Here is a 15870-nt window from a genome sequence, read left to right on the forward strand (position 1 = left end):
ATGGTTCGATTCACATTACTTTCAGCGATATGGTAATTTGCAGCCAACTCCAATTGAGTGCTGTAATTCCGTAAGTAATTGAGTGTTAATAATAATTGATCCTCTATAGCTAAAGTATGAGGACGCCCAGATTTCTTTTTAAGTGATTCTACTTCTTTTAAAACTTCGATCATTTCACTAAAAACTGGTCGAGGTACACCAACCAAGCGCTGGAATTCAGAATCTGAAAAACGATTTAATTTCTGATATCTCATGAAATTTAGATTGAGGTGGTTTTTACTTTCGCAAGAGGTCTAATAATTTAATATGTTGTTTATTGATTTGATTTATTGCAAATACATTGTGCAGAGAAGCTTGAAGGTATGAAGTTAAATTTAGATAAATATGACCGTGTAATATTAGATCTTCTACAGAAGGACTGCACATTGGCAATCGGTGATATTGCTGAAAAAGTGGGATTAAGCAATACGGCTTGCTGGCGCAGAATACATAAGATGGAAGAAAAAGGTATTATTCGTGCAAAAGTCGCTTTGCTAGATCGTAAAAAACTCAACATTAATGTGATTGTGATGGTGTTTATTAAAACTGCACAACACAATATTGAGTGGATTGAGAAATTTCACTCTCATATCTATAACATAGATGAGGTGATTGAAGTATATAGAATGGCAGGTGAAACAGATTATTTACTTTAAGTCGCCGTATCGGATGTTGCTGAATACGATAAAGTTTATAAAAAATTAATTGAAATTAAAGGGTTGGCAGATGTGAGTTCGAGTTTTGCCATGGAGCAAATTAAATATACGACAGAACTTCCTTTAAATTTTTTCTAATAAAAACTGAAGATACTATTAAAAATTAAGGACCAGCCAAAATGCTACAAGCTAAACCTTATTTACGTTCGGTACAAATTAAAGCAAATATGCAGGCAGACTGGTCAATTTATCCATTTTCGATACCAGCCGTTAATGATATTGAACAATTAACCTTCCATCCAGACGTTACTTTTTTTGTTGGCGAAAATGGTTCTGGTAAGTCGACTATTATGGAAGCCATCGCTTTGGCACTTGGCTTTTCCGAAGAAGGCGGCACTCTAAACGTGCGGCTTAATTCAGCCAGTAGTTCATCAAATTTATTTCAGTATTTAAGAATGATTAAAAGCTTTAAAAAGCCGAAAGACTATTATTTTTTAAGAGCTGAGAGTTATTACAATATTGGCACATATATGAATGAATTGAACTATGTAAAAAGTTATGGTGGCAATATCCATGCTTGTTCTCATGGTGAAAGTTTTTTAAAGTTGCTCACTCATAAATTACAAGGTGAGGGGCTTTATTTATTAGATGAACCTGAAGCTGCTCTTTCACCTACCATGCAATTTGTAGCTTTGTCGGCTATTCATGAATTATGCAAAAGCCAGTCACAACTCATTATTGCAACGCATTCCCCAATTTTACTAGCTTACCCTAACGCTAAAATCTATCAATTTTCTGACACAGGGATTCGTGAAATCCAGTATGAACAAACGGAACATTTCCGTGTGACACATGATTTTTTAAATAATTACCAAAAGCGTATCCAGCAAATCATAGATGAAGGATAGTGTGAGAAGTACCTTTCATAAGAGCTAGTTCGAACAACAAGTAGATCAATGCATAGAGCGTTATAAAATAATATTTTACCCTAAGAAATAAGTATTGGATTTAAATTCTAATTTTAAGTAAAAATAGGAAATATAAATCTAATTTAAAGATAAAAAGTAGAAAAAATTAAAATTTATATCCATGGAAACCTCACTATCATGAATTGGTAATAAAGTTGATATGTTTCTCGGAATATAAAAGTGAATCAATTCAGTACAGATGTCATTAATTTAGGACGAACACCCGAGCGCTTTGATGGTCTAGTCAACACACCTGTTTTTCGTGGTTCTACTATTGTTGTAAATAGCTTTAGTGAGTGGGAAGAATTTAAGCGAAATGGTGGGGTATATCGACATTATGGCCGTTTCGGCGCCGCAACAGCTAAATCTTTTGAAAGTGCAATCAGTGCGCTTGAAGGCGGTGCGGGTAGTATGGTATTTCCATCTGGGTTGTCGGCTTGTACACATGCACTTATGGCTTGTGTAGAGGCAAATAGTCATGTCTTGATTGCCGATAATATCTATGGTCCAACACGAAATTTTGCTGACAATATATTGGTCTAAATGGGGGTAAGTGTTGAATATTTTGACTCTACCAATCTTGAAGCATTAACCGAAAAAATTAATGATCGTACCACTGCGGTGTTTATTGAGTCACCTGGTTCAATGACATTTGAATTGAGTGATGTTGCAGCGATTTCTGCAATTAGTCATCAATACGGCGCAAAAGTATTAGTCGATAACTCTTGGGCAACGCCATTACTTTTTCAACCATTAAAGCACGGTGCTGATATTTCTATTCAGTCCGTAACCAAATACATTGGTGGCCATTCTGACATACTCATGGGTGTGGCTACTGCAAATGCCGAAACATACCAACAACTCACTAAAACAGGTCATTTGTTTGGTGAGACCACAAGCCCAGACGATATTTATTTGGCATCACGTGGCTTGCGAAGTTTGGCGGTAAGGTTAAAGCAGCATCAAGATAGTGCTTTAACTATTGCCCGATTTCTAGCAACACATCCGGCTATTAAAGAAGTGCTTCATCCTGCTTTAGAAACAAGTCCTTATCATGATTTGTGGTTGAGAGATTTTGATGGTTCATCTGGAGTATTTGCTTTTTACTTAAAAGAATCTGAACCTTCATATGTGCAAAAATTCTTTGATTCGTTGCAATTATTTCATATTGGTTTGTCTTGGGGAGGGTTTGAAAGTTTGATTTTACCTGTTGGGCAAGCTTATCGAACACATACCAATTTACCTAAAGATGGCTATTTAGTGCGCTTAAATATTGGGCTGGAATCTGTGGTCGATTTACAAAAAGATTTGCAATACGCCCTACAGTGTGCAGAACAAATGCGTGTTGAAAATGTTATATAGCCGTCTTAAAACCTAAAAGCTAACTTTCTGCACGTCAGCTGTTTCATGTGTGACAGACGCTATTATTTTGTTAGACCTTGGCTACCAGTGCGACCATCTATTACTTGGGATTTTGTTGCTGCGAAATTATGTTCGTTTACTGTCAGTGCAAAAGGGAATTTAAACTTTATAGATCATCTAATTTTATGAAAGAAAGCCCTATTAAAAGGGCTTTGCCGTGATTTAGTTAAGTTTTAAATACTCATCTTTTAATTTATCTAGGAAAATAAACAAGTTTTGGTTCATTTCTTGATAGTCATGATTTCTCAATTCCTCACGGGTATTAACAAATTTATAAGCAGGGGCTTGGTCGAGTTCAGTTGCTGAGTGTTGAATGAGTAGTTCAACGACTTCAGGCGTTAGCTCCATATGACACTGCAAGCCATAGACTAATTTCGAATATTCCACGATTTGCCGCGGACAACCTGCACTAAAAGCAATAATTTTGGTATTGCTTGTTAACCCGGGCATGTCATTGTGCCAGTGGCCAACTTCTGTCATTTTTCCTAAGTGTGAAAATAGAGAATCTTTAACGCCATATTCAGTCAGCATGATAGGAAACTTACCAATCTCTCTTTCAGGACTATGTTCAAATTGACCACCTAAAGCTTCACCAATGAGTTGTGAACCCAAACATATACCTAACACAACTTTATTCGCCTCTATAGCTTTCTTTATGACAGCTTGTTCTGCGAGCGAATTAAAATGAGGGCACATTTCAACTGTCGTATCAGGACTTTGTGGACCACCCATCACAATAAGAAAATCAATATTTTCAACTGTAGAGGGTAATTGTTCGTTTAAATACACTCTTGAATATGTCATTTCAAAGTTATTAGTTTGCCCCCAAATTTCATATGCACCCGGTGCTTCAAAATTTTCATGAACAATAAAATGTAGGCGCATAATAGTCCTCAAAATTTAAAGAGTGTAGTGATAGATTCATTGCTAGATTTAAGCCATCTATAGGTTACGAAGCCTATGGTCTAATGAATACATCCAGTTTTTTAAAGTTATATGGTCCAGTGAGAGTAGGGAGTGTTTAAATTAAATAAATTTGGCAGGAGCCTATATGCTTTAAACATAGTTTTAACCGAATTGGTTAAAATATATTAAAAACTAGAATTTTTTATTTTAAATTTAATGTAATTTATATTTATTCTAATAGAGTTTTAAAAGATAATTATGTTGTCCTATATTTGTGAAATGAAAAGATATGGAATAGATCTAAATACTAATAATATTAATGCATATTATAGAGGAGGGCGGATAGATAGCCTAAGTTATTGTAATTAATAAATACCGAGAGTGTAAAACAAACTTTCAAATGATTATAAATATCATTTTTTAAAAGTCTACATAACAAATAAAATGTTATATGTTTAGATAATAATGTGTAATTATTTGTACAGATGTAAACAAATATTTAGAATAACCGTAATAAATAATTCATATAAAATGTTTGTATAAGTGATTTTTTAGTGTATAATTAGCTTAACTAGAAAAAAGACTTATTAGTTTAGTAAATCCTCTTTTAGTATCGAAGCTTTATTCATAATCCTCCGTTTTTAAGATCTTAAGCTCAATTCGTTATTTTTTCCAAGTTAAACCCGTCATGTCTCATGACTTTAAGTTCTTAAAATTCAATAGGATGTATATCATGTCTAACAACACAGCTACTGGTACAGTTAAGTGGTTCAACGAAACTAAAGGTTTCGGTTTCATTCAACAAGATTCAGGTCCAGACGTTTTTGCTCACTTCAAAGAAATCGCATCTTCTGGCTTCAAAACTTTACATGAAGGTCAACGTGTGACTTTTAATGTTGTGCAAGGTCAAAAAGGCCCTAGCGCTACTAACATTATTCCACAGTAATTATTTCTGTAGAATAAATAAAAAAGCCCTCTAAAGAGGGCTTTTTTTTTGTCAATAAGATTTAGCTTTTCCTTATAACTAGGCACTACGCATTAAGGCTGCTACGGCTTTTTCCAGAAATTGTAGAGTAACTGGTTTGAGCCAAGTACCGTCAGCAAGGCTTGGTTCATTTTGCATTGCAGTACGAATTTTTGTTTGAGTACTTGGGTTATTGCCAGCATAGCCTTGTAACATAGCAAGCCATTGTTTTGCTAAACGCTGCGCGCCTTCACTATCTGGTTTGACCTCGGCATCAATCAATTTTTCAATATCGACCAATAATTGAGGCCATTTTTTCATCTCACGAATGTAATTTTCTTTGAGAAAATTAAACTCATCATCAGATAAATAACGGGCAAAAATACTCAGCTTACTTTCAGAAAACGCTTGAAGTAAAAACTCAACAACTTCGGGTGTTACCCCTAATTTTTCCTGAAATTCAGGCTCGGCTGAATTTATGGTATTTAATTTAACAAGCCATTCTGGGTTAGCCCTCGTATTATGCTCAAGAGTTTTCATCCACTTTCGTGCTAAATCTTGAGCTGCTTCACTGTTAAATGGTTCACCTGCATTAAATAATGCATTTGCTGCCAGTGTTAATTCTTGCCACTCTTGATGACTTTTAGTACCTGCTTGTAAGAAAGTAAGTTTTTCAAGCTCTTCTTTTGTAAAGTATTTCTCAAACATTGCTATAAGCTCCAGTGTTTTTAGCCAATCCTCCAATCCAAGCTCTTCACCACTTATAATTTGAGATTTCAATTTGCTGAGTTGATTTCGCAAATTCTTTTGCTCGTTCAATCTCTGATCTATTGCTTGAATCTGCTGATCAATAATTGGTAGAAGTGCAAGATTGGGGTCTTCAAGAACCGTATGGATTTCGGCTAACGACATTCCCAGTCCCCGTAATGCTTGAATCTGATGCAAACGGGTAATGTCTTTACGGGTATATAGTCGATAACCAGCATCAGAACGGACCGAAGGCTGAAGTAAACCGATATCGTCATAGTGATGAAGAGCACGGACAGTAAGTCCTGTTTGCTTAGCCAATTCACCAACTTTTAACAGCATCTTTTTGCTCCTTCTTCCTTAGGCGTGTTTTATGCTAGGGGCTTACGTTACGTGAGGGTCAACTACTTTAGCTCAATATTTTTAATTTTTTTCGGTTTAGTAAATATTCAAATTTATTTTATTCATTATTGGACTGAACGACGGGAAATTAGAAATCCTTTTTAATATAAATTGACTTTAAGCCAATTTAATAATGAAAGAACAGATATTTAAGTCTTTAAAATTAGCAACATGTCGGAAATTAACAGATAAGTAGCAACCGATATTCACCGTCATTTTCAACAGGTGCTCTATGCACACACGGTAAAACCTTTTGAGTGGGATGGTCTACCGCCAAACGCCACAAGTGTCCCGTACCTAAATTTATAGGTTGTGCATTGGATTTAGGTTGATAATGTAAATCAAAGAAATACTCTGCTAAAAAGCTTTCAAATTCGGCTTCTGACCCGTCGTGTAAAGCTCTAAGCTTTTCTCTAATTTCTGGAATTAAAACTTTTTGTTCAACTTGATCATTAGGCACAATATCGCTAGCTGCACCGTGATAAGTACATAAGAACGTATCGGTTTCAATAGGGGAGCGATCAACGTGAAATGAATAGACATCTGTTGAAATAAAATCTAGCTCATCATCACGCTCATAATAGAAACAGGTTTTACAGTTGCCACAGCGTGATACAGGTCTTGCCTCGATTGAAAAATTCAAAGTACCTCTAACAGACTGGTTCTATGCACAATTTTTAGATGCTTTGCAGAAACTTTATCGTACAGGGATACGATTTGATTATCAGCGAGTAGAGGCTGAAGAAAACTTCTTACGAGGACAGTTAGATACAGCACAACAAATGCGAAAACCTTTAACAAGGCAACATCAATTAAGTATAAAACATGATATTTTTACGTCAAATCGGGCAGAGAATCGGTTGATTCGGTCATGTATTGATGTGGTCTGTAAAAGAGCTAAGACTGCTGATTTGTGGCGAACATCACATGAGTTTCATTTACTGTTCTCAGAAGTGCCTCAATCTACAAATTATAGGGAAGATTTTAAAAAATGGAAAAATGATCGACTAATGTCGCATTATTCCGATATAAGGTATTGGTGTGAATTGATTTTAGGCAATGAAATCCCATTTGCTGTAAAAGGTATTAATCAGGCAAAAAGTATTCTATTTCCTATGGAAAAGTTATTTGAAAAATATGTAGAAATACAATTATCAAAGCAACTTGTAAAAGGAGCAAAGCTTGAGACTCAGAAATCTAGTAAATATTTAGCTCAATATAATTCAAAAGATATATTTAATTTAATACCAGATTTAGCTATCCAATATTATTGTGAACAATCAAAGTCTAAAAAATATTTGATACTTGATACTAAATGGAAACTTATTAATAGCAATAATATTGAGGAAAAATTTGGGATAAAACAAAGCGATATGTATCAGATGTTTGCCTATAATCATATGTATCAGGGCCACACATCAGATATCGTATTAATCTATCCAAAACATAAAAATTTCCAGATAGCACTAAAGCCTTTTGAGTTTAAACTTCATGACTTATTGAAGACTGGACTACAACCAAAAATTTGGGTAATTCCATTTGATTTAGAACGTAGTGAACTTATTTTAGATAATTTGATGATCGCTGGATTACATTCTTAAATTAAGTAAAAGCTACTTAGCGTAGCTTTTACTTCTGAATAATATTTATTAACACTGATTATTTTTGACAATCGCTATTACTTCTTTTTTATAGCTATCAGGAGTGTAAATATCATCAATTTGACAATTTTTCCCATCACACTGAACTTTAAAATCTACTTGAGAGTTTTCACCAAAGTTCTTTCCTTTAGCCCGAACTAACCCATTGTTAAGGACAGAGAATTTCATCTGGTTTACATGTACATCATAATCTTTGCCAGGTATGACAGCAATTAAACTTGGATTAAGCTAATTTTTAACAGGTGCCAAACAATGCTTTACAGTGATGTTTGGCTTTTCTATTGTTGTGTATTTCGGTAGTATTCTTACTCTTCTTTCTGCTCGAAAACTAAAAAGCCTGTTCTATTTATAAGCTTTTTAGCCTCATCAATTTACTAGGACATATGAAACGTTACTACAAGCAAACTGAATCGGTAGTTTCTCAATGGACGACCGAACAAGACTGTTTTTTAATAGAAAATAATTCTCTTTCTATTGATGAGTTGAAACAACATCTGCCATTTTCTGAAGAAGAAATTAGGGTGCGTAGATCAGTTTTAGGACTGGTAAGACGCGATCAGCAAATGAGATCGTATTAATTTACCAAATGGTAAATTTTAATTGAAAATAAATGTTTCAAAAGAAGAGAATAATTTAAAAAATATTGCGGAGGATTTAACAAAACCATAATTTTTTTCGGTGTTTTTTTGGTGCAACTTACAGAAAGCTTTAACTACTTACATTCAACAATAATAACATTTCACTCCTTAACATTTGTTTCACCATAATCAGAACCATAAATCATTTTAAGATCAAAACTTTATAACAATTGAGATTGAGGAGGTTAAAAATGCCAAAATATTTAGCCGTGGCTGAAAAGGTTTATAAGAATATTAAAAAAGATGACTTATTCACCAATGACCTTACACAAAATCTGAATTGTTTAATCAGTCAGATTCGTAAGGCCATTAAAGGAACTGAATTCAAACTTAAGTTTAATTATATCGATTTTGATGAGCAATTAACTAAACCGCTTAGTGAGTGCAAGGTTAAAGTTGATGTAAGTGTAATGCCAAAGTTTGAAAATGAAGGAGAGTATTTACTCTGGTTAGCCAGTTTTATTGAACGGGTTACAGAAGGAGGAAAACCTAAATTCCCGCCAATTTCACAGTTAATCCCACACGGATTTAAAATGTCTAAAGAATCGCTTCCTGTGACAGTTGCTCCTCCAAAAGAAGAGCATGCAGATATGATCATTAATTATTTTAAATCTGAAGATTTTATGAAATCTAATAAAGCTCCTTCATAAAAGAATATAGAAGTATTCGTCCACCATACTTCTATATACCTGCTGGTTATACTCAGCGACCGCCTTCTGGGGCGGTTTTTTTTATGGGTATTGCCTCATTCACTTCTTTGTAAAAGTAAAACTGGTTTGTCGTAATTACTATTACACCACTCATGTTTTTTGAGTACAGCTTTGGGAACCTGAACCATATCTTTTACAGGGTTAAAACCCATTGATCCGTAAAAGCCTTCCAGTTCAGCAAAGGGTAAACAGTAAAGCTTGGAAAATTCCGAGTTTTTAATTAGAAAATCGACCACTTTACGAGCAATTCCTAACCCTTCATTGCCAGGAAAAACATAAATTCCACCGAGTTCACCGCTGTTCGAATCAATGGAGACAACTCTACCTTGACCAACAGTTTTCTCGCCAATAGAAGCTAGTACAATAAGTTCATCTTCATGTGATGGTACAAAATCAACCTCGGCATAACGTTCGTTTATAGCTTTGAGATCGGCAGCGTTAGCAAGTCTTAATGAAATTTCCATTACTCTTCCTATAAGTACTATCTGTAATTTTTAAGTTTGGCTTTTCGATGATAGCTATAAAACTCAAAATAGGCTAAATACTTTATCAAAGCATTTAAATTAAGCTTTTTATAATATTGATTGGCTTAATAAAGGGGATTAGTAACTAATCTCTTAATTGTTTCTTCAAGTTCATCGTAATGATGAATACTTGCATCAGAAAGAGGGTGTTCAAGAGTGAGAGTTGGGTGGAAAAATATTGTTTGCATACCCACTTTTTTGGCGCCTTCTATATCTGCTTTGGGATTGTCTCCAATAAAAATGTCATCGGATGGGTTACAGCCCAATTGAGTGCAAGTATATAGATAAATTGCTGGGTCAGGTTTTCTTAAACCTATGGCTTCAGAAATCACGATAGTTGAAAAATAATCTGTTATTCCTAAAGCATAAAAATTATGTTCTTGAAACGGTGTTTTTCCGTTTGATACTAAGCCCAATGTATATCCTTGAGCATGAAGGTTTTGAATGATTTTTTGAGCATTTTCAAAAGCTGTAGAGAATTTATTAAAATTATTAATATAAGACTGTAGCAATTCATTTGTATCATATCTTTTGATATTAAAGTTTTTAATTAATTGATCATAAACAATATCTTTCCAAACACTTCCATTGTTGAGTTTACGTTTAAAGTTTTTACGGCGTGGTTTAGAGAGTCGAGAAAGATATTCTTCACGGCTTAAAAAATCGATAGGAACATAAGCTAAAGCTTGTCCTTCTACAGATAGAAAACCTTTTTTTTCTGCTTCTTGAATAAAAGTTTGACTGTAATTATTTTCAAGATCGCTGAGCAAAGGTGAGTCTAAAGGAAGATCTTTAATAATACCTAACTTAATTTTCTGGTCATTATTTTTTAAAAAATCTGCTATTGAGTCCAGAGGAAGTCCATTAGGTAATAAGCTGTATTCTGTGACCGTTGTCCCGATAAAACACGTTTTAAAATGAAGGAGTTTTCCCCAGATTTGATAGCCTGGTAATGATTTAATTTTTTTAAGAAGGTCTGTATCTAGAGTCGTTAATAAATCAAACTCTGTATAAAAATAAGGTAAAAAATCGCTAGGCGAATGAACCTGAAAACTTAAAGGTGGATGCTTTAAAAAAGCATCCACCACCGCCTGAGGTTCTAACTGATTCAGGTTTATAGTCATAAATTAATTTTATATTTCCCGTTTAGCTCGAACTAATAATTGGTCAAGTAATACCATCGCTTGATCGATTTCGGCTCTTGAGATCTCTAGTGAAGGTGCGAATGTAATTACGTTCTTGTAATAACCGCCTACATCTAACACCAAACCACATTGTTGACCTTGGTATTCAAGGGTACCTGAAAGACCGATATCGACCATTTTATCCAACAATTCTTTGTTTGGAGTAAAGCCATCAGCCTGACAAATTTCTGCACGTAATGCTAGTCCTAATCCATCAACATCACCAATTTCTGGATGACGTGATTGCAAGTCTTTTAGACCTTCTAGGAAATAAGCACCACTTTCCATGATTTGTTTTTCGTAGTCTTTTTCAGCCAACATGTTCATGACTTCAAGACCAACTGCCGTACCAAGCGGGTTAGAAGCAAACGTTGAGTGAGTTGAACCCACTGGGAACGTTTCAGGATTAATCATTTCTTCTTTTGCCCAAATACCGGCAAGTGGGTTTAATCCGTTGGTCAACGCTTTACCAAATGCAACAACGTCTGGCGTAATATCGAAATGTTCGAAAGACCAAAGTTTACCGGTACGGTAGAAGCCCATTTGGATTTCATCGACAACCAATAAAATACCGTGGTCATCTAGAACTTTTTTCAGGCCTTTATAGAAGTTTTTCGGTGGAATAACCTAACCGCCAGTACCCTGAATTGTTTCAATATAAAAAGCCGCAAATTCACTTTCACGAACTTTAGGGTCCCACACACCGTGGTATTCATTTTCAAAAAGACGTGCGAATTCGGCAACTAACTTATCTGCATATTCTTCTGGTGTCATACCTTTAGGACGACGGAACGGATATGGGAATGGAATGAACTGAGCACGCTCACCAAAATGACCATAGCGGCGGCGGTAGCGGTAGCTTGAAGTAATTGAAGATGCACCTAAAGTACGGCCATGGTAACCACCTTCGAAGGCAAACATACGGCTTTTGCCTTTGCAGAAGTTACGTACAAGCTTTAATGAATCTTCAATTGCTTGAGAACCACCTACGTTATAGTGAACACGACCTTGTACACCTGTTTTTTTAAGCATGTCTTCAGCAATGACTTTGCTGAGTTCAATTTTAGTTGGGTGCAAATATTGGCTGGCAATTTGAGGAAGTTTATGAATTTGGTCGATGAGCGCTTGATCTAAACGTGGGTTTTTATAACCAAAGTTAACCGCTGAATACCACATTTGTAAGTCTAGATAGGGGATATTCTGGTCATCAAAAATATAGCTGCCCTGACAATCCGTAAAAATTTTAGGTGGGTTTACATAGTGTACTGTATCGCCGTGTGAACAATACTTTGCCTCATCTGCTAGAAGTTGCGCTTCATTAAGTGGAACGCGATTATTAGAACTAGTTGCAGAAGCGCTTTCTTGCTTGAATGTATGATTGTTGTTCATACTTCTATTCCTTTTACGGTTGGTATTTTCAGTATGTATGTTTTAGATACAGAGGCTGAGTGAAAAAATTGGTTAGAGTTAAAAAGTAAAGGTAAGCCCCACAGCAGGTGTAATATCTGTGCGTTTTTTTACCATTGGACTTTTAAACTGTTCGTTTGATAGATAGTTAAATTCAACAGAACTAAAAGCGTTTACGTGTTTGGAAAGTTTGTAGTTGGCTGTCATGCTCACAAAAGGCGATATACTCTGGCCCGGTTCATATGCTGCGATACCACTGCGTTTACTTTCAGCATCACTGACGCCGTAGTAATACTGGTTATATTTTGCGTTGTTCCATTGGAAACCAGCTTCCGGATAGACGGTCAAATTGCCTTTGTCTAGCTCAGCAAGATAAGAAGCCCTTAAGATAGTACCTTTACTACGGGACAGGACATCGGTATTAAGCCGTGCTTTAAATCCGCCATACGGTGTAATACGCATATAACTTGCACCCGCTAGAACAGACCATTTGCGCTTATCTAATAAGTAAAGTTCACCACTTGGATCATATGAGTTGCCATCATAGTGTCCATCGAGGCGTAATTGATTTTTGTCATCTTTGAAGAGGTAATAACCGGCATCGTCGCCTTCAATATAGAATTTGTCATTGTCATAGAAAAAAACAGGTAAAATTGTTTGATAGGTTTTATGACCTTTATAAGCTTGAAAATTTACAGAATAGTTAAAACCCATTGTTAAATCTGGTGAGGAGCTTTCTTGTGCATAAGCAGGGCAGTAAAAACAACTACTGGTTATTGCTACTGCTATGGAGATTTTTTTCAATGGTTTAATCATAATCAGTCTTTCTAGGGTGAAAAAATAATCGTTTTCTGGTTGTGTTCTGTTCAAAATTTTCTTGAATATAAAAGTTAATTCTTATACAAATCTTAATGAAAAATTAAAAAAATCTTAATTTTGTATTTTTCTATTAAAACCCTTTAATTTTGCATAAAAATAGATTTTTGAAGAAGGTATAATGATTGATTGTTTATACATTTTATTTTATTAAATTTTTGATTTTTATTAATTATTTTTTTATTTTAAGAAGTGGCTCAACATTTTTGAGTTAAATTATTAACGACCTATAATTTTGTAAATTACAGAATAATATAATCATTTTTTCATATTTTTTTGAAATATTTTTAATTAAAGAAATTTTTAAGATTTCCCACCTAAAGTCAGACGGTGTTTTTTATAAAAATTCTTAAATTATTCGTGTGAGGCATTTTATGTTCATGGTCAACCAGCATTACTATACAGATCACACTGTACCTTGGCATATTTTATGTGACTTTGATGGGACAATCAGCTTAAAAGATACGACGGACTATTTGCTTGAAACTTATGCAAAAGCTGGTTGGGAAGAAATTGAGGAAGAGTGGGAGCAAGGCAAAATTGGTTCCAAAGTCTGTATGCAAAAACAAATTGAGCTATTAGATGTCTCTATTGATGAGTTGCAGCAATGTCTTGACCAAATTGAAATTGACCTCGGCTTTATTGAATTAGTAAAGATTACTGCCCAGTATAAAATTCCGTTGACGATTGTAAGTGATGGGCTTGATTTTGTTATTCGTCATATTCTAAAAAAATATAATTTGGAACATTTGCCTGTAATTGCAAACCATCTCGTTCAGACAGGTGAGAGATCATGGCGACTCGAGTTTCCAAATCAAGAAGCGAGCTGCATAAGTCAAAGTGGAACTTGCAAATGTAAGATTGCAAACCAGAAACCTCAAAATCAAATTATTTTGATTGGAGATGGGCGTTCAGACTATTGTCTAGCCGGAAATGCAGATTATGTTTTTGCAAAAAAATCTTTGATAGACCATTGTAGAGAAAACCATATTTTCCATACAAAGTTTGAAAACTTTGTAGAAATTTATCAACCCTTGGCTAAGCTATTAAGCAGTGATTTTGGAATAGACACTCCAGTGACGGTGATTACATGATAAAAGACAACTCATTCTTTTTATCGGGGAACCGAACTGGTATTTTACTTATTCATGGTTTGACGGGTACGCCAAATGAAATGAGAGGAATTGCACGTGTACTTCATCAAGCTGGCTATAGTGTATATGGCGTGCAGTTGGCTGGACACTGTGGTGATGTCGAAGATTTGGTAAATAGCCGATGGGAAGACTGGTTTAATAGTGTAGTTGCAGCCGCAGAAAAGCTAAGAGAGCATACAGATCAGCTATTTGTGGCAGGCTTATCGATGGGATCTTTATTGGCATTAAAGTATGCCTCAGCTTATCCTGTCGATGGCGTAATTGCCTATAGTCCAACCTTTCAATACGATGGCTGGAGCATTCCTTTGTGGTCAAAAGTGCTTGCGCCTATTGTTTTGCCGAGTGTTCATTATTTAAATATCTGCCGTAATAATACCTTTGACGAAGCTGAACCATACGGAATCAAAAATGAGGTATTACGTTCGCGTATTGTTCAGGCTATGAATAGCGGTGAAAGTAGTGAAGCAGGTTTACCGGGAAACCCGTGGCATTCATTGTTCCAGTTACAGCGTCTTTCGCGTAATGTTCGTAAAAACTTATCAAATATTACGGCTCCATGTCTGTTATTACATGCCTATGACGATGATATTGCTCACCGAAGAAATAGTGAGTTAATTTATGCCAAAGTGAAGGGTCCTAAGACCTTAATCTGGCTTTATAACAGCTATCACATGATCACGATTGATAATGACCGTAAACAAGTCATTGAAGAATCCATTCGATTTATTGAACAATACCAACATCCAAAAAAGCAGTCAGAGCATCCATCAACTCATCACGAACGTAAAACTTCACCTGAAAAAATTGGTGAGCTTTTATGAATATTGTGGTGTTCAGTGTATGGATGCTAACCATTTTGATTGATACTGTTGGGCAGTTGGCTTTTAAGGCCGCTGCTCATGAAAGTAAAACCAATGAAGGGCTTGAGCATTGGTGGTTCATGGCGAAACGTCCATGGATATGGCTCGGTATTTTTTGCTATATCTTTGAGTTTGTCGTTTGGCTTGCTTTCCTCTCGTTAGTTCCACTCTCTATTGGGGTCATGTTAGGCTGTATCAACATTGTCGTGATTATGCTTGCTGGGCGCTTATTCTTTAATGAAAAACTAACTCGAAATCGCTTAATTGGTGTAGTTCTGATTGCGGTCGGTGTCACTATTGTTGGGATTGGGGCATGAAAAAATTTTATATTATTGGTTTTTTAATATTAATGCTCTTCGATACATTGGCTCAAATCAGTTTTAAGTTAGCTTCCATTCATGCGATGCCTTTAACTTTTGATGTAGATTGGCTGTTCCGAGTTTTTGGACATCCTTGGATTTATGGGGCTTTTATTGGATATATAGGTGCCTTTTTTATCTGGATGAACTTATTAAAGCATGCGCCTATAGGGCCGGCTTTTGCAGCTTCACATTTAGAACTCATCACGGTCATGTTTTTGTCGATTTGGCTGTTTAATGAACCGCTAACATTTACAAAAGTTACTGGCGCTATTCTTATTTTTGCAGGTGTTTGCTTCTTGGCTAAAGACGAAGAAGAGAGCCATAGTCGGGCAGATAAAAAAGTTGCTGATGGCAAGTGTGGCGCCAAGTAAACAATCTAATCATGGATGA

At 35.4% G+C, this 15870-nt stretch carries 17 protein-coding genes and 3 pseudogenes; 11 read left to right on the plus strand and 9 right to left on the minus strand.

Annotated elements, in window-relative coordinates:
- The coding region (locus tag J582_RS15450) for an IS5 family transposase (RefSeq protein ID WP_031997872.1) at positions 1-254 on the minus strand (254 nt) is incomplete at its 3' end.
- A gap of 108 nt (positions 255-362) precedes the next feature.
- Between J582_RS15450 and J582_RS0104780 the strand changes: the two genes are divergently transcribed.
- From J582_RS0104780 to metC, 3 genes and pseudogenes are all read left to right on the plus strand, one after another.
- Entirely contained in the window at positions 363-695 is a 333-nt protein-coding gene (locus J582_RS0104780) for an Lrp/AsnC family transcriptional regulator (RefSeq protein ID WP_249135832.1), read from the plus strand.
- Between the two features lie 179 nt (positions 696-874).
- The gene (locus J582_RS15455; RefSeq protein ID WP_006580617.1) at positions 875-1603 is read left to right on the plus strand and encodes an AAA family ATPase; all 729 of its coding nucleotides are present in this window, start codon (positions 875-877) and stop codon (positions 1601-1603) included.
- 240 nt (positions 1604-1843) lie between these two features.
- Positions 1844-3025: pseudogene (gene metC / locus J582_RS0104785) on the plus strand (cystathionine beta-lyase).
- A gap of 222 nt (positions 3026-3247) precedes the next feature.
- On the opposite strand, the gene J582_RS15460 reads toward metC, so the two are convergent.
- A complete protein-coding gene (locus tag J582_RS15460; protein ID WP_004887911.1) occupies positions 3248-3970 on the minus strand; it encodes a GMP synthase in 723 nt (240 codons plus the stop codon).
- A 754-nt stretch (positions 3971-4724) separates the two neighbouring features.
- Between J582_RS15460 and J582_RS15465 the strand changes: the two genes are divergently transcribed.
- Positions 4725-4937, plus strand: coding sequence for a cold-shock protein (locus J582_RS15465; RefSeq protein WP_002054492.1), 213 nt, complete (start codon positions 4725-4727; stop codon positions 4935-4937).
- Between the two features lie 78 nt (positions 4938-5015).
- Here J582_RS15465 and J582_RS15470 read toward each other — a convergent pair whose 3' ends face one another.
- Together J582_RS15470 and J582_RS15475 are read right to left on the minus strand one after the other, a co-directional pair.
- Entirely contained in the window at positions 5016-6044 is a 1029-nt protein-coding gene (locus tag J582_RS15470) for a MerR family transcriptional regulator (protein WP_004887910.1), read from the minus strand.
- Positions 6045-6285: 241 nt separating this feature from the next.
- A pseudogene (locus J582_RS15475) lies at positions 6286-6684 on the minus strand (DUF1826 domain-containing protein); the annotation flags it as partial.
- 19 nt (positions 6685-6703) lie between these two features.
- Here J582_RS15475 and J582_RS15480 point away from each other — a divergent pair.
- Positions 6704-7705, plus strand: a complete 1002-nt coding sequence (locus tag J582_RS15480; protein ID WP_227556658.1) for an McrC family protein — start codon at positions 6704-6706, stop codon at positions 7703-7705.
- Positions 7706-7753: 48 nt separating this feature from the next.
- On the opposite strand, the gene J582_RS15485 is transcribed toward J582_RS15480, so the two are convergent.
- Positions 7754-7933, minus strand: a complete 180-nt coding sequence (locus J582_RS15485; protein ID WP_006580620.1) for a hypothetical protein — start codon at positions 7931-7933, stop codon at positions 7754-7756.
- A gap of 215 nt (positions 7934-8148) precedes the next feature.
- On the opposite strand from J582_RS15485, the gene J582_RS26050 reads away from it, so the two are divergent.
- Together J582_RS26050 and J582_RS15490 are read left to right on the plus strand one after the other, a co-directional pair.
- Complete coding sequence (locus tag J582_RS26050; RefSeq protein ID WP_002054484.1) at positions 8149-8343, plus strand: hypothetical protein; 195 nt, start codon at positions 8149-8151, stop codon at positions 8341-8343.
- Between the two features lie 251 nt (positions 8344-8594).
- Entirely contained in the window at positions 8595-9053 is a 459-nt protein-coding gene (locus J582_RS15490; RefSeq protein ID WP_002054486.1) for a hypothetical protein, read from the plus strand.
- Positions 9054-9148: 95 nt separating this feature from the next.
- Here J582_RS15490 and J582_RS15495 read toward each other — a convergent pair whose 3' ends face one another.
- The 4 genes and pseudogenes from J582_RS15495 to J582_RS15505 all read right to left on the minus strand — a co-directional run bounded on the left by J582_RS15495 (position 9149) and on the right by J582_RS15505 (position 13044).
- Positions 9149-9577, minus strand: a complete 429-nt coding sequence (locus tag J582_RS15495) for a GNAT family N-acetyltransferase (protein WP_004887900.1) — start codon at positions 9575-9577, stop codon at positions 9149-9151.
- A 125-nt stretch (positions 9578-9702) separates the two neighbouring features.
- Positions 9703-10761 (minus strand): HAD family hydrolase, encoded by a 1059-nt coding sequence (locus J582_RS27090; protein ID WP_050674842.1) that lies wholly within the window; start codon positions 10759-10761, stop codon positions 9703-9705.
- 9 nt (positions 10762-10770) lie between these two features.
- Positions 10771-12210 (minus strand): annotated as a pseudogene (locus J582_RS0104795) (aspartate aminotransferase family protein).
- 78 nt (positions 12211-12288) lie between these two features.
- Positions 12289-13044 carry a MipA/OmpV family protein gene (locus tag J582_RS15505; protein ID WP_002048463.1) on the minus strand — a complete coding sequence of 252 codons (756 nt, stop codon included), beginning with the start codon at positions 13042-13044 and terminating at the stop codon, positions 12289-12291.
- A 434-nt stretch (positions 13045-13478) separates the two neighbouring features.
- Between J582_RS15505 and J582_RS15510 the strand changes: the two genes are divergently transcribed.
- The 4 genes from J582_RS15510 to J582_RS15525 are packed head-to-tail and all read left to right on the plus strand — an operon-like array spanning position 13479 to position 15851.
- Positions 13479-14198: an MtnX-like HAD-IB family phosphatase gene (locus tag J582_RS15510; RefSeq protein ID WP_004709628.1), complete on the plus strand. Its 720-nt coding sequence runs from the start codon at positions 13479-13481 to the stop codon at positions 14196-14198.
- Positions 14195-15079 carry an alpha/beta hydrolase gene (locus tag J582_RS15515; RefSeq protein WP_004709626.1) on the plus strand — a complete coding sequence of 295 codons (885 nt, stop codon included), beginning with the start codon at positions 14195-14197 and terminating at the stop codon, positions 15077-15079. The genes J582_RS15510 and J582_RS15515 overlap by 4 nt, the downstream gene beginning before the upstream one ends.
- Positions 15076-15435 carry an EamA family transporter gene (locus tag J582_RS15520; protein ID WP_002048441.1) on the plus strand — a complete coding sequence of 120 codons (360 nt, stop codon included), beginning with the start codon at positions 15076-15078 and terminating at the stop codon, positions 15433-15435. Before J582_RS15515 ends, J582_RS15520 begins: the two co-directional genes overlap by 4 nt.
- On the plus strand, positions 15432-15851 hold the full coding sequence (locus J582_RS15525; protein WP_004887867.1) for a DMT family transporter: 420 nt from the start codon (positions 15432-15434) through the stop codon (positions 15849-15851). Before J582_RS15520 ends, J582_RS15525 begins: the two co-directional genes overlap by 4 nt.
- The last annotated feature ends 19 nt before the right edge of the window (positions 15852-15870 follow it).

Origin of the sequence: Acinetobacter sp. 1566109 (assembly GCF_000582255.1) — a bacterium.
GTDB classification, from domain to species: Bacteria; Pseudomonadota; Gammaproteobacteria; order Pseudomonadales; family Moraxellaceae; genus Acinetobacter; species Acinetobacter nosocomialis.

Coding starts and splice junctions, on each gene's coding strand:
- J582_RS0104780 (WP_249135832.1), top strand. CDS start 363: ATGAAGTTAAATTTAGATAAATATGACCGTGTAATATTAGATCTTCTA.
- J582_RS15455 (WP_006580617.1), top strand. CDS start 875: ATGCTACAAGCTAAACCTTATTTACGTTCGGTACAAATTAAAGCAAAT.
- J582_RS15460 (WP_004887911.1), bottom strand. CDS start 3,970: ATGCGCCTACATTTTATTGTTCATGAAAATTTTGAAGCACCGGGTGCA.
- J582_RS15465 (WP_002054492.1), top strand. CDS start 4,725: ATGTCTAACAACACAGCTACTGGTACAGTTAAGTGGTTCAACGAAACT.
- J582_RS15470 (WP_004887910.1), bottom strand. CDS start 6,044: ATGCTGTTAAAAGTTGGTGAATTGGCTAAGCAAACAGGACTTACTGTC.
- J582_RS15485 (WP_006580620.1), bottom strand. CDS start 7,933: ATGAAATTCTCTGTCCTTAACAATGGGTTAGTTCGGGCTAAAGGAAAG.
- J582_RS26050 (WP_002054484.1), top strand. CDS start 8,149: ATGAAACGTTACTACAAGCAAACTGAATCGGTAGTTTCTCAATGGACG.
- J582_RS15490 (WP_002054486.1), top strand. CDS start 8,595: ATGCCAAAATATTTAGCCGTGGCTGAAAAGGTTTATAAGAATATTAAA.
- J582_RS15495 (WP_004887900.1), bottom strand. CDS start 9,577: ATGGAAATTTCATTAAGACTTGCTAACGCTGCCGATCTCAAAGCTATA.
- J582_RS27090 (WP_050674842.1), bottom strand. CDS start 10,761: ATGACTATAAACCTGAATCAGTTAGAACCTCAGGCGGTGGTGGATGCT.
- J582_RS15505 (WP_002048463.1), bottom strand. CDS start 13,044: ATGATTAAACCATTGAAAAAAATCTCCATAGCAGTAGCAATAACCAGT.
- J582_RS15510 (WP_004709628.1), top strand. CDS start 13,479: ATGTTCATGGTCAACCAGCATTACTATACAGATCACACTGTACCTTGG.
- J582_RS15515 (WP_004709626.1), top strand. CDS start 14,195: ATGATAAAAGACAACTCATTCTTTTTATCGGGGAACCGAACTGGTATT.
- J582_RS15520 (WP_002048441.1), top strand. CDS start 15,076: ATGAATATTGTGGTGTTCAGTGTATGGATGCTAACCATTTTGATTGAT.
- J582_RS15525 (WP_004887867.1), top strand. CDS start 15,432: ATGAAAAAATTTTATATTATTGGTTTTTTAATATTAATGCTCTTCGAT.